The sequence below is a fragment of the Acinetobacter sp. C32I genome, assembly GCF_023702715.1.
Taxonomy (GTDB): Bacteria; Pseudomonadota; Gammaproteobacteria; order Pseudomonadales; family Moraxellaceae; genus Acinetobacter.
Window position 1 is genome coordinate 550422 of sequence record NZ_CP098480.1, and the last position, 13792, is coordinate 564213.

At 40.4% G+C, this 13792-nt stretch carries 10 protein-coding genes and 1 pseudogene; 4 read left to right on the top strand and 7 right to left on the bottom strand.

Features of this window, described 5'->3' with window-relative positions; genetic code table 11:
• Positions 1 to 55 precede the first annotated feature (55 nt).
• The 4 genes and pseudogenes from NDN13_RS02640 (at position 56) to NDN13_RS02655 (ending at position 5946) form a co-directional block, all read left to right on the top strand.
• Positions 56 to 2829, top strand: a pseudogene (locus NDN13_RS02640) (type VI secretion system Vgr family protein).
• Positions 2826 to 4250 carry a hypothetical protein gene (locus tag NDN13_RS02645; protein WP_251117066.1) on the top strand — a complete coding sequence of 475 codons (1425 nt, stop codon included), beginning with the start codon at positions 2826 to 2828 and terminating at the stop codon, positions 4248 to 4250. Before NDN13_RS02640 ends, NDN13_RS02645 begins: the two are co-directional and overlap by 4 nt.
• 605 nt (positions 4251 to 4855) lie before the next feature.
• The gene (locus tag NDN13_RS02650) at positions 4856 to 5377 is read left to right on the top strand and encodes a hypothetical protein (protein WP_251117067.1); all 522 of its coding nucleotides are present in this window, start codon (positions 4856 to 4858) and stop codon (positions 5375 to 5377) included.
• Between the two features lie 44 nt (positions 5378 to 5421).
• The gene (locus NDN13_RS02655) at positions 5422 to 5946 is read left to right on the top strand and encodes a hypothetical protein (RefSeq protein WP_251117068.1); all 525 of its coding nucleotides are present in this window, start codon (positions 5422 to 5424) and stop codon (positions 5944 to 5946) included.
• A gap of 119 nt (positions 5947 to 6065) precedes the next feature.
• On the opposite strand, the gene ychF is transcribed toward NDN13_RS02655, so the two are convergent.
• The 7 genes from ychF to NDN13_RS02690 form a co-directional block, all read right to left on the bottom strand.
• Entirely contained in the window at positions 6066 to 7157 is a 1092-nt protein-coding gene (gene ychF, locus NDN13_RS02660; protein ID WP_251117069.1) for a redox-regulated ATPase YchF, read from the bottom strand.
• 99 nt (positions 7158 to 7256) lie between these two features.
• The gene (locus tag NDN13_RS02665; protein ID WP_004639351.1) at positions 7257 to 7916 is read right to left on the bottom strand and encodes a methionine ABC transporter permease; all 660 of its coding nucleotides are present in this window, start codon (positions 7914 to 7916) and stop codon (positions 7257 to 7259) included.
• The gene (locus NDN13_RS02670) at positions 7897 to 8967 is read right to left on the bottom strand and encodes a methionine ABC transporter ATP-binding protein (protein ID WP_251117070.1); all 1071 of its coding nucleotides are present in this window, start codon (positions 8965 to 8967) and stop codon (positions 7897 to 7899) included. Before NDN13_RS02670 ends, NDN13_RS02665 begins: the two co-directional genes overlap by 20 nt.
• A gap of 11 nt (positions 8968 to 8978) precedes the next feature.
• Positions 8979 to 9809: a MetQ/NlpA family ABC transporter substrate-binding protein gene (locus tag NDN13_RS02675; RefSeq protein ID WP_251117071.1), complete on the bottom strand. Its 831-nt coding sequence runs from the start codon at positions 9807 to 9809 to the stop codon at positions 8979 to 8981.
• 27 nt (positions 9810 to 9836) lie between these two features.
• Complete coding sequence (locus tag NDN13_RS02680; protein ID WP_251117072.1) at positions 9837 to 11249, bottom strand: LLM class flavin-dependent oxidoreductase; 1413 nt, start codon at positions 11247 to 11249, stop codon at positions 9837 to 9839.
• Entirely contained in the window at positions 11249 to 12472 is a 1224-nt protein-coding gene (locus tag NDN13_RS02685; protein WP_251118147.1) for an SfnB family sulfur acquisition oxidoreductase, read from the bottom strand. Before NDN13_RS02685 ends, NDN13_RS02680 begins: the two co-directional genes overlap by 1 nt.
• A 13-nt stretch (positions 12473 to 12485) precedes the next feature.
• Positions 12486 to 13697 (bottom strand): SfnB family sulfur acquisition oxidoreductase, encoded by a 1212-nt coding sequence (locus tag NDN13_RS02690; RefSeq protein ID WP_251117073.1) that lies wholly within the window; start codon positions 13695 to 13697, stop codon positions 12486 to 12488.
• Positions 13698 to 13792: the final 95 nt, after the last annotated feature.

A 13792-nucleotide genomic window follows, 5' to 3' on the forward strand; every position in this document is an offset into this window, starting at 1 on the left:
GAGCTGATTTAAAATAAATAATTAAATGGATTTAGTTTTATATAACAAGATTAATATGCGATTAAATAATATTGAGCTCCTGTTGGAAAAAATAGGGCTGACTGCACATAAACGTGTCATTCATATTCAGTTTTCAAATCAGAGTTTAAATCCTCAAATTTTCTTGCAGCATATTGAGGGCATTCATGGCCTTAATCAAGGGCTCAAGGCTGAACTAATCTGTCTGTCAACAAATGCTACCATCCCGCTCAAACAATTTATTGGTAGTCAGGCTGCGATAGATACTGTGACTGATCAGGGGCAGCTTAGCCGTGTCACTGGGATCATCACCCAAGCATCACAAGGCTTATCTGACGGCAGTTTAAGCCTCTATAAACTGACTTTAGAAGATCCAACCGCGCTGTGGCATAAAAGGCGAAACTCTCGCGTATTTATGAATAAAAGCGTGTGTGAGGTGGTGCAAGTCATATTTAAGGAATGGCAACAAAGGAGCCCATTATTTGCTTCAAGCTTGACACTGGATTTAAGTGGGTTGAGCAAAGACTATGATGTACGTCCTTTTATTATGCAACATAATCAGAGCGATGCAGAGTTTTTAACATTTTTGATGCGGAGTGAAGGGCTGAGCTGGTTAGTCGATGAGGCCCAGCTTATTGTTCCAATGAGCAATAGTCCAATCCAAGCGCAAAAACTCCGTTTGATTGATGACAATAGCCAGTATCAAGCCTTAGCTCGAAGAACGATTCGTTACCACCGTAGTGATGCCACTGAACAATACGACAGCATGACCAAACTGAGGGCAGAACGTAGCTTACAACCCACTGCTGTGCATATCCAGCGTTGGCAAGCTGATGCACTGGAACAAGAAGACGGAGTAGGCAGTGTCCAAAGTACGCATCAGCAGAGTGAAAACTATGATGCAAACTCACTTAGACTCGAAGATGCATGGCATTTTAGCCCAGCATGGATACAGGATCTAAAAGGTGAAGATGGTGCAACAGCGTCAGGTCATGCACAAATTGAAAAGCTCAACCAGTACATTGGGCAATACCATGACTTAAAATCAAAGCAATTTGTCGCGATAGCACCGTTCGAGATGCCCATGTCGGGTATTGGTTTGAACTGAAAGGACATCCTGAAATAGATCAACATCAAGGGGATGATAAGCAATTCCTGATCATTGCCAAGCAGTTTTATAGTCAGAATAATTTGCCAAAAGACCTAAGCCAACAGATACATGATCTGATCAACCAGAGTCAGTGGCACATCAAAGACCATCCAGAGCGCCAAGCCAACCAACTGACACTACAACGCCGTAATATCAAAATCGTACCTGAATATAATCCTTTAACTCATAGGCCAACTGCTCACCCAATGCGAGCTCGAGTTGTTGGTACTGAAGGTGAAGAAATCCATGTGGACGAATGGGGGCGTATAAAAGTTCGTTTTCTATTTACACGTACAGAAGACCATAGCCATGATGGTGGTGCGGGAACGAACGATGATGATACTGACTCAGCATGGGTCGATGTCCTGACCCCTTGGGCTGGCGAAGGTTTTGGTGTACGGTTTTTGCCTCGCATCGGTGAAATTGTGGTGATTGACTTCTTTGATGGCAACCTTGACCGTCCTTTTGTGCTGGGGCGGATTCATGAAGCGCAACACTCACCTACACAGTTTGATCAAATAGGAAAACTTCCTGAGACCAAAAAACTGGCAGGCATTCGATCACGTGAATATAAAGGCGAAGGATTTAATCAACTGCGTTTTGATGACAGCACAGGGCAGATTAGTGCACAACTGCAAAGTAGCCATGCCGTCAGTCAATTGAATCTCGGTCAACTCAGTCATCCAAAAGCCAAAGCTGAAAGCGAAGATCGTGGCGAGGGCTTTGAACTGCGTACCGATTTATGGGGTGCAGTACGTGCGGGAGAGGGTTTATTGCTTTCGACCCATAAGCAAGACCAAGCACAAGGCGAACATCTAGATGCACAGTTAGCCAGACAGCAACTTGAAACGAATCATAATAATGCCCAAGCACTGAGTGACGTCGCCAAAAATCAGCAGACAGATGAAATTGAGTCACTGGCACAGTTAAAGGAATTTGCTGCACAGATCGAAGTAAAGATTGCCAAACTCAATAAAGCATTGCTGTTACTGAGTTCACCCGATGGTATTGGCCTGAGTAGCCATGAAGATATTCATTTCTCGGCTGATAGACAGATCAATCAGATCGCTGGCGAGAGTATTCATCTGAGTACACAAAGAAATCTGATTGCCCATGCGCAAAACAGGATTAGTTTGTTTGCTGCCCAAACAGGTATTAAACAGGTTGCGGCGAAGGGGAAGTTTGAAGTCCATGCACAAACGGATGGCATAGACTTGTTCTCCAAACAAGGCATTCAAATTATTTCGACTGAAGATCGGATTGAAATTATTAGTGCAAAAGAAATTGTGATTACAGGTAAAAACTCTCAACTGAAACTGAATGGTTCAGGAATTGTTGCTACCACAGGTGGCAAATTTGAAGTGAAGGCAGGTCAGCATGTGTTTATGGGTGGGGTGAAAGTAAATACGGTTATTTCAGTATTACCCGATGTAGAAAATCCTTATGTTTTACAATACTTGGTAAAAAATAAAGAAAGTCAGGTTATGGCTGATAAACCTTACATATTATTTGATGAAGAGGGAAATGTTCAAAAGGGAAAAACTGATCAAAAAGGACTTATGAAGCTAAAAACATCGCCATCTGCTCAACAAATTACGACTCTAGTAATGATGAATGAAATTGAGCACGCTGGAGAAGAAGACTCTGGAGATCAGCTATGAGTACCTATTTCAGCCGTCTAAAGCTCAATGTTCAAGCCCCTCTCAAATTGAAAGATTTAACTTATAAATTCTTTGTGATTAATAATGCGACTAAGAAAACAACAACATTTGAAGGTAGTTTTGATGAGCAGGGTTTAACAGGTTGGACTGAAATATATAACTTAAATACTATGTTAATTTATGAAGTTTATTTGCGTGGTGAAAGTTTACAGAGAATTGCTGTAAAAGCTTATCCAAATAAAAAAACGCATAGCACCTTTACCATTAAAATGACTACAGAAATAACGCAGAAGGTGAAACAGAATATTAAGGAAATTTATTTAGATGATGGGGAAGTTGCATGGTATTTAATTAAAAAAACTGAAACTATGCAGGACTGGTCTAAAAGAGTGTTTAAAAAGCCATTAGTGGCTTCTGATTGGGATACGCTTAAAGCAAATAATCCTCACATATCTAATATGGCTCCCATCCGCTTACTAACACCCGGAATGGTCATTGTTCTCTCAAATTCAACCACAGCAAAGGAATTAGCACAGTATAAAAAGGATGCCCAAGAAGCCCAAAAGAATTTAGATCAAATGAACAAGGATAAGGACTTTGATGCAGAGTTCTTTGCTCAAAACTATGAGTTTTTACTTGATATCTATAGTGAAAATCAAGTTGTTGCCTCTAAACATGAGGTGTTTAATGATCCTAATGCTCATCCTTTAACGCATAAGTTTGAATCACCTGTTTCATCAGAAAGCAGTGGTATTGCTTGGGGAACTATAGCAAAAGGGGGGATAGATGCTTCTATGAATTTTTCGGTTGGAGCGATGGCAAAACTAAGTAAAGTTCAAGGAGAGATTACCCTAAAATATAACGAAGAGGCTGCTAAAGGTTCAAGACTAGCTAACCCCAAGCATGAATCAGAATTTAGACGAAAATATTCCTCTTTATATAGACAGTTTGACAATAACTTTTTAAATGACATTTTTAGATGGGATCGTGGCATCCAAACTCAAAACATGAGGAAAGTTACAAAAAGTACAGCATTGATTCGAGATCCCAATTACAAAGGTGGTACAAAAGCGTACGCTAAGAATATGGCGGAATTGGGGAAAATTAGTAAATATGTTAAAGGAGGAGGTTTGTTATTTATTGGTTTGGATATTTATAATGCTGGGAATGCTATTGCGGATGCTAAACCTGAAGAAAAAGAAAGGACAGCTGTTGTTGAAACCTCTAAAATTGTTGGTGGTTTAACTGGCGGTATGATAGTAAGTGCTGTGGTAATTGGTCTTGCTAGTGGTGGAACTGGATGGGTTGTATTGGGAGTTGCTGCTGGTTTAGGTGCAGTTGCCAGTTGGGCTGTTGGTACAGGTACTGGTCTAGGTGCAGAATATGTATATGATAAAGTTAATGATAGAAATAGAAAATGATTAATTTTATTAATTTATTTTTAGAAGACAAAATTTTTTCTTTTTTTATTCTTGCTTTCCTTTTTTTATTTCTATATGTATTTACTTTTATCGTTCAGTATGTTTATTTATCCTGTAATTTAAAAGGTATTTGTAGGCTTGTATATGGAGATGAGAGACATTATAAAATACCACTCAACCCATTTGATTCATATTTTATTGGATTGGTTCCAGTAGTTTTTTTTCGTGAAGTATTAAATATTAAGCAAGGCATGAGCTTCAAGAAGCTTTACAATAAAGATTTCTTTTTTATAGTAAGAAAAAATGAACTAGTTCAACTTCTCAATAAATTCCCCCTCTTTTTTTGTATTCAATATACTCTTATCTTTTTCGGTATTTTTTTTCTTATATTTTTGACTTTAGCCTGCTTATTGTTAAGTTTTAGCTGATATCGAAATTGTAATTATTGTAGAGGTTATCATGATAATTATGCCGATGAGGGTTTTACTTATGGAGTTGTTGATAAAATTACAAAAGGTGTAAATGCTGGAGCAACCTCAAAAATGATAGAAGATAGACGTTCTTTTTTTGATAAGTCTAAAAATATTTTTCAATAGTGAGGTTTTATGAAATTTCTATTAATTACAACACTCTTTTTAATGATTGGTTGTACTAATGCAAAAACGAATGATACTTATGAAGGCTGCGATCTAAAATATACGAAAATAAGTCTTAAGGTGAAAGATGATTTTCGAATAGTAAGTAAATCTTGTAATGAAGAAAATCCAGTTGTGATTAATTATTTAGAAGGAGGTAATCAAAAAATATTTATTAATAAATATGATATAAATATAGGGAAGTGGTTGCCGAAGTTGGAAGCTGTAAGTGTTTATAAAAAAAATAATCAGAGACCATTGTTAATTACACTTCATACACAAGTATGGGATTCTCCAATAGTCAATGGTATTCTTTATAATGTTAACTTATATGAAATTTATTTAACTGAGAAAAGAGTTAGGTTGGTTGATGTAAGTAATATTCTTGGAAACTCTCAAAGTGGTTTAGATGGTGTTTCAGATGATTATATGCATTTTAAATTTAAGGATATAGCTACTATTAAAAAATGGCTTGATAAAAATTATAACTGAAAATATTTATTGGGTTTTTATTTTATCGAGATGGATTTTTTTAAATGAGAAAACACCTTATACATTTCCTGTTTATTGTTTTATCTTTATTTTGTTATCAAAATGCACTTGCAAAAGACCAATGTCATATGCAACAAGTCATAGATTTGAGGGTTTTTAAGAAAAATGACTATAAATTATTTAATTATACGTGTTCATCGGAGCAAGGTGAGATCTTAAAAAATTATATTGGAAATTCAAAAAAGGAGATTCTTGTAAATGAATATTTTGATTTTGCTGCTAAAGAAAGTCCTCAGCTTTTAGCCGTTAGTGTCTATAGACCAAAAATAAAGAAAATCCCCTTACTTATAACTCTTCACACATCATATTATTGTTGTACCCCGCAAATAGAAGGTAGTTTTTATGAAGTTAATCTTTATCAGATAGATAAAAATATGAAGTTAACAGAATTAACAAGCCTACTAGGTGACGATGCAGAAGGTTTTGAAGGACAGGTAGTGCGGCGGGTTAATTATAAATTCAAAGACATTACTTCTATAAAAAAATGGCTTGATAAAAATTATAAATGAGCATCTTTACTGGGGGGTTATCTATACGCATAAGCATTGATAAAGTGTTCATTTAAATGAATGTTAAAAAAAACCGCCAATAAGATCTTTACTGGCGGTTTGGAAATCAAAACACTGATTTATACATTAAAACGGAAGTGCAATACGTCACCATCTTGAACGATATAAGTTTTACCTTCTAAACGCCATTTACCAGCTTCTTTGGCGCCGCTTTCACCGTTGTATTGAATGAAGTCATCATATGCCACACATTCAGCACGGATAAAGCCTTTTTCGAAGTCGGTATGAATCACACCAGCCGCTTGCGGCGCAGTTGCACCAACTTTCACAGTCCAAGCACGAACCTCTTGTACGCCCGCAGTGAAGTAAGTCTGTAAGCCAAGTAAGCTATAACCTGCACGAATCACCACGTTTAAGCCTGGTTCTTCCATACCCATCGCTTCCAAAAATTCAGCGCGATCTTCATCTTCTAATAATGAAATTTCAGCTTCGATCTGGTTGCAAAGGGGTACAACAATCGCATTCTCTTCAGCAGCAAGTTTTTTTACCGCTTCAAGATGTGGATTATTTTCAAAACCGTCTTCTGCCACGTTGGCAATATACATGGTTGGTTTAAGCGTCATTAAACCAAAACCACGGACTGCTTTACGTTCGTCATCAGAAAGTTCAGCTGCACGTGCTGGTTTACCTTCATCAAGTAAAGGCTGAATTTTTTCTAACACTGCTTTAGTTGCTAGTGCTTCTTTATCGCCGCCTTTTGCCGCTTTTGTTAAACGTAATAACGCTTTAGCAACGGTATCAAGGTCAGCAAGTGCAAGTTCAGTGTTGATGGTTGCGATGTCATCTAATGGGTCAATTTTACCATTTACGTGAATCACGTTTTCATCTTCAAAACAACGAACCACGTGTGCAATTGCATCAGTTTCACGGATGTTGGCAAGGAATTGGTTACCCAAGCCTTCACCTTTTGACGCACCAGCAACCAAACCTGCGATATCAACAAATTCCATCGTGGTCGGGATAACACGTTGTGGTTTAACAATCGCTGTAAGTTTGTCTAGGCGTGGATCTGGAACAGGGACAATACCTGTATTCGGCTCAATGGTACAGAACGGAAAGTTTTCAGCTGCAATCGCTGCCTTTGTTAATGCATTGAACAATGTAGATTTACCTACGTTTGGCAGACCAACAATACCGCAATTAAAACCCATGAAACCACTCACAAATGTGTTATTTAAAAATTGCTGCTGATTTTACATGAAAGCCATGACAAAGTCAGGTCATGGCGAGTGTGGATTTTTATTTCAAGCTTAAACTTTGCGTTTATCGAGCTGTTTGGCAATATTATCGCCTGTGGTTTGTACCAACATGACCAAAACAATTAGGACTAAAATCACCGCCAACATCACTTGCATATCAAAACGTTGATAGCCGTAGCGATAGGCGATATCGCCCAAACCGCCTGCACCAATGGCACCTGCAATGGCAGAAGAACTGATCATGGTCACAATAGTCACAGTAAAACCTGCAACTATCCCCGGTAAAGCTTCAGGAAGCAATACATGCCAAAGAATCTGCTTGCGGTTACAGCCCATTGCTTGCGCTGCCTCAATCAACCCTTGATCGACTTCACGTAGACTGACCTCTGCAATACGTGCGAAGAACGGAATCGCGGCGATGGTCAACGGCACAATTGCAGCCAAGACGCCGTAACTGGTGCCGACAATCCAGCGGGTAAATGGAATCAAAGCCACCATTAAAATCAGGAAGGGTACAGAACGGGTAATATTAATCACCCAGCCTAATGACTGATTGATTTTTTTGGAAGGATAAATCCCAAAATCAGCAGTACTCACCAAAATTAAAGCAATTGGCAGACCAATCAAAAAGGCGAGAATCGCTGAAACACCGACCATGATTAAAGTATCGGTAGTGCCTGTCAGTAATAGATCAATGAGTTGATTGTACATAACCGATCACCTCAAGTTGTGTTATAGCAGGATGTTTTTCAGATTGTGAGTGGTTGAGATCAAAGTCGAGATTGCGAATCCCGATGATTAGTGAACCGATGGTACGCTGCTGAATGCTATCAATTTGACTGTAATACACCTGAACGGGGCTATTAAAGCCATCCAATAGTTCATATAAATCAGGCACTGATTTCGATTCACTGACATATTTCAATTTTAAAATCTGATGCGTACTCTGAGGCAGAATGGTTTGGCTCAACTCAAAGGGCAAATTCACCTGTTCAAAGTTGAGTAATTCCTGCGTGATCTGTTGTTGTGGATTGGAAAATATCGACCAGACTTGCCCGGCTTCAACAATTTCACCCTGATCAATTACGATGACTTGATCGCAAATTTCTTGGATGACCTGCATTTCATGGGTGATCAAGACAATGGTTAAACCGAGGTTTTGGTTAATCTCTTTTAATAAGGACAGAATATTGGCAGTACTTTCAGGATCAAGTGCTGAGGTGGCTTCATCACAGAGCAGGATTTCAGGCTGAGAAACTAAGGCACGCGCGATCCCAACACGTTGTTTCTGTCCACCAGACAGTTGAGCAGGGTAATCATGTCGCTTTGCCTCTAATCCCACCAGCGTCAGTACCTCACTGACCCGCTGTTCGATCTCAGCCTTGTCATAACCCGCAATACGTAGCGGTAAAGCCACGTTTTCCCACACCGTTTTGGCAGACATTAAATTAAAATGCTGAAAAATCATGCCAATTTTCTGCCGAGTTTTGATCAACTCGGCATGGCTAAATTCTGCAATATTTTGTTGATGAATCAGAATACTACCTGTATCAATCGACTCTAAGCCGTTTAAGGTACGGAGTAGGGATGATTTACCAGCGCCACTTTTTCCGATAATCCCAACAATCTGTGCTTTGGGAATATCAATATTAATGTCTTTTAGAGCATGTAAGCGTTGGCCCTGTACATCATAAAACTTATTTAAACCACGTATTTTTAGATGCGGGACTGAAAAATCGACCTGTGAACCAAAACTCACCATGATTGTTCTCCTTATTTCCAACCTGGGAACCACAACGTTGGACCGAAATCGCTATCCAAGGCTGCTTTAACTTTGGGTGAGTTTTGATAAATCTCGACAAATTTCTGTAGCTTGTTGTCCTTGTCCTGATAATCATCCCGCACCACAAATAAAATCGCATAACGTTTATTGGTGTTGTCATCAAACAATAAGGCACTTTCAGGATCAGCCGTTTTGGCTAAACGTAAGTAATGGGGGTAGCCAAAAGCGAGATCAACATCATCAATCGCACGTGCAGTTTGCGGGCCTTCAACTTCAGTAAATTTCAGGTTCTTCGGATTCGCGCTAATGTCTTTCAATGCAGAAAGGTGATTGTTACTGTCTTTCAGCTCAATCAATTTGGCTTGTTGCAATAGCAATAAAGCACGCCCTTGATTGACAGGATCATTCGGAATCGCAACAGTTGCACCATTCGGAAGTTCATCAAAACTTTTATATTTTTTTGAATACAGTCCAACATGCGAAGCCGCACCCGCAGCAAATGACTTTAATTTAAAGCCAGTTTCTTTAATGGCATTATCCAAAAAAGGCTGATGCTGGAAAAAGTTTGCATCGATATCCCCATGATTCAAAGTGATGTTTGGGGTATTCCAGTCGGAAAACTCGACCAATTTGACATTCAAACCTTGCTGTTTGGCTTCATCCGCTGCAACTTGCAGTGGATGGGCAAAAGAAGGACTAATCCCAATCACCAGTTCACTGCTATGGTGCTGTCTTTGTTTATTCCAAATCAATAAAGCAATAATTGCGACAACAACGACAAGGCCAATACCCAACCATTTTTTAGAGGCTGTTTGAGCCATATATTTCTCCAATTCTTTTCTTAAATGTTAAGCGCTAATTTCTTCAATTATTTTTAGCTCATCTGCGTGGTTATGCGTTCTACATCGGAATTGATCAGCAGGATGGCTTGCGGCTAAAAGATCGCCTTGGGCAAACAGTTTGTTCCGCAGTGAACCTGTGGCATATTCAGTTTTATAACGTCCACGTTGCTGTAACTCAGGGATCACCAGTCGAATAAAATCATGGTGTGATTCAGGTGCAACCGTACGGGTCAGGTTAAAACCATCAATGCCAGTTTGATCGAGTAGTTCAATCAGGTATTCCGCAACCTCAGTACCACTGCCGACAATCAGGGGATAACGTCCACCCAGAATATGCTGTGCTTTTAAGTCATTCTTGCTGATGCGCTGTTCTTTAAACTTTTCATTAACGGAAGCAATGCTATTGCTCTTTTGATAAGGAATCGCTTCATCATCTGCAAACTTGGCAAGATCAATTCCGACTGAACTGGCATAATGTGCTAAACCTGCTTCAGGGCTAGCATATTGACGGTATTCAGCCAGTTTTTGCTGGGCAAGTTCATGTGTTTCAGCCACAACGACGGTAATCCCAACAAAGATTTTAATCGCATCTTCATCTCGCCCTTGTTGCTGTGCTTGTAGTCGTATCTTATTGACTTGTTGACGAATCTTTTCTGGTTGATCACCACCAATAAAAATACATTCGGCATGGCGCGTAGCAAACTGTAGTCCTTTCGGTGATGCACCAGCTTGGAAGAGTGTTGGGGTACGTTGCACCGAAGGTGCAACCTGAAACACACCTTGGCTTTGGTAATATTGCCCTTGATGATTGATTGAGTGGACCTTGTTCGGGTCAGTAAAAACGCGCTGTTGTTTATCTTTTTTTAAGGCGTCATTTTCCCAAGAACCTTCCCAATATTTATAGCAAAGCTGTAAAAACTCCTCGGCTTGATCATAGCGCGCATCATGATCTTTTAAACCTTTTTGCCCAATTAGGCGTTCGGCACTATCCAAATAGCCAGTGACAATATTCCAGCCCAAACGACCTTGGGTTAAATGATCCAGACTGGCAAAGCGCCGTGCAAATTGATAGGGCTGCTCATAACTGAGATTAACTGTGACACCAAAGCTTAAATTTTGCGTGACCAAAGCCATCGCCGAAATTAGGGTAGAAGGATCATGACTTGGTAACTGAATCGATTCTTTCAGGGTGAGATCGATGCCATTTTGATAGACGTCATAGACACCCGTAATATCCGCGAGGAATAAACCATCAAACAAACCTTGTTCTAAGGTCTGTGCGAGTTCTGTCCAATAGCTCAGCTCATTAAAGCGATGTGATTGATCCCGTGGATGTGTCCATAGGCCATGATTGATATGACCGACACAGTTCATATCAAAGGCATTTAACAAGATTTTTTTAGCAGCCGTTTGACTCATTACAAAGTCCCCCGACGTGGCGGCAGAACGCCATTCAACACATAATTACCAATGAAGTAATATTTCCAGCGTGCAGCATCATGCAAGGTGTGTACACGTGCATTACGCCAATGGCGATCCAATCCATCAGCACGTTGACTGCCACGGCTACCTGCCAATTCAATCAGTTTCGATGATGCCTTTAATGCAGTTTCCGTACTATGCGCACGCACTTTGGCGACATCAATTGAGGCTTTGGCCAAGGTCTCTGCATTGAGATCCTGTTTGGCAATATCTACAGAGCGAGCTGCTTGTTTAAGTAAAAGTTCGCTGGCTTTGACATCGGTTGCCACACGACCTAACTCAGATAGGGTTAAGGGATCTTGAGTAGCGGAATCAATATTGGCATCAATCCATGGGCGGGCGACACGCACACGCGCCAGTGTTTCTTCAAAAGCCGCACGGGCAATCCCGACTTCAATTGCGGCATGCATGATTTGGGCAAATGGACCCACCAAAGATAGCTGCTTAAAGGCAGTGTCAAAAGCAATCACATCCTCTTTGGCCACAAAGACCTGATTAAATTTGACTGTACCGCTGCCTGTAGTCCGTTGCCCAAAGCCAGACCAGTCATCAATCAGTTCTAAACCTTGGCTGTCTCTTTGTACAAAAGCCAAAAATTCATTACCAGCTTCATCCACCACTAGGGTTGGAATACGATGTGCAAACAGGCTACCCGTGCAATAGAATTTTTCCCCTTGGATCAGATAACCATTTTCGCTTGGGATTAAGGTGCTTTGTTTATGTGCAGATGTGCGGGTTTTAAATTCCGCCAGCGCATTACCAAAACGCGCACCTTGTAACACTTCTTGATAGAGGCGTTTCTTTTGTGCTTCCGTACCAGTATTGCGTAATACTTCCAATGCATAAAAATGGTTTTGTGGAATCTGACCGATTGAACCATCTGCACCACTAAACAGCGCAATCACTTTAGCTACGGTTAGACTGGAAACCTCTGCACCACCATGTTGTTTCGGCACGGTAATTGCCCATAAACCTGACTGGCTATAGGCTTCGATTTCGGTAAACGGCAAGTTTCGATTGGCATCACGTTCAACCGCCGCTTGTTTAAACTGTTGACTGAGCTGGGTCGCAATGTCTAGGGCTTCGGCATCGCTTTGGATAATATGGGCTGCTTTAAAATTGGTTTTGGCAAAACCTTGTAATTCTTGATAAGAGGTCATGATGATGTGCTCCTTAAATCCAGGCATGGCGGGCAGGGTGCGTACCATTGAGGTAATAGTCACCGATGGCATGGAATTTCCAACGCACAGGATCGTGTAAGGTATGTACGCGAGCATTGCGCCAATGCTGATCAAGATTATGTTGGCTCAGGCTGGCACGGCTTCCACCAAGTTCTAGTAATTTTTCGGAGATATGCAGGGCTGCATCATTGGCATAGATCTTTGCTTCTGCCACTAAAATTGAAGCACGAGCAGCTTGCTCGGCAGAAATCTCAGCAATTTGATCAAGTTCATCTAGATATTCGGCAGCATCGTCCAGTAATAAAATGGCAGCATCGAGCAGGATATTGAGCTTGCCAACTTCTTGTAAGGTGTAATGCTCCTCACTGGCTTTTTCTACACCTGCATCAATAATGGGGCGTGCTTTACGAATGCTGGATAAGGTGTCATCAAAAGCGGCTTCAGCAATACCAACATCAATGGCAACCTGTAAAAGTTGTGAATACGCACCGCGAACATTTGGAGTGTCGGCAATAATGCGCTCATCAAAAAATAGTGCAGGATCAACGACAACATTGCGTAGTTTTACTGTTCCACTGGCTGTAGTACGTTGACCAAAGCCATTCCAGTCATTAATCACTTCAACACCAGCAGCATGTCGATCAACAATTGCCAATACGGTATAGCCATCTGGATGTAAGGCACGAATCGCTAACCAATCTGCAAAGCTAGTCCCAGTCGAATAAAACTTTTCCCCATTTAAAAAGTATTGCCCATTTTCCAACCTTAACGTGGTTTGAATAGCTTTGGTGTCTTTGGAGTTTTTTTCAGGTCCACCATTGGCAATGCGTTTGCCTGCCAGAATTTCAGTGTAGATAAACTGCTTTTGTGCATCTGAACCGGTGATATTAATAAAATTTAAAAGGCCGAATTGGTTTTGCGGTATTTGTCCAACATTGGCATCGGCTTTACTTAAAATACGAAACACATGGGCTAAGGTCTTATTGGAGACAAAAGCACCACCATAGTGTTGCGGTACACGGATTCCACCCAGACCTTTTTGGCTAAACTGAATAATTTGTTCGGTGGGTAAAATACGATTTTGATCACGATTATTTCGATCTTCTAATGCAAAGTCAGCAACTTGATAGGCAGCATTAATGGCCTGCTGATCATTTGAAATCAGTTGTGTTTGAACTTGAATCACTGATTGATTACTGGACATGTGAGCACCTCTAATAGATAAGAGACACTTTACAAAAGTTTTACTTTTCCACTAAACCATCAGTTGTGGCTTGGATATCACAATAATTCTTAAGC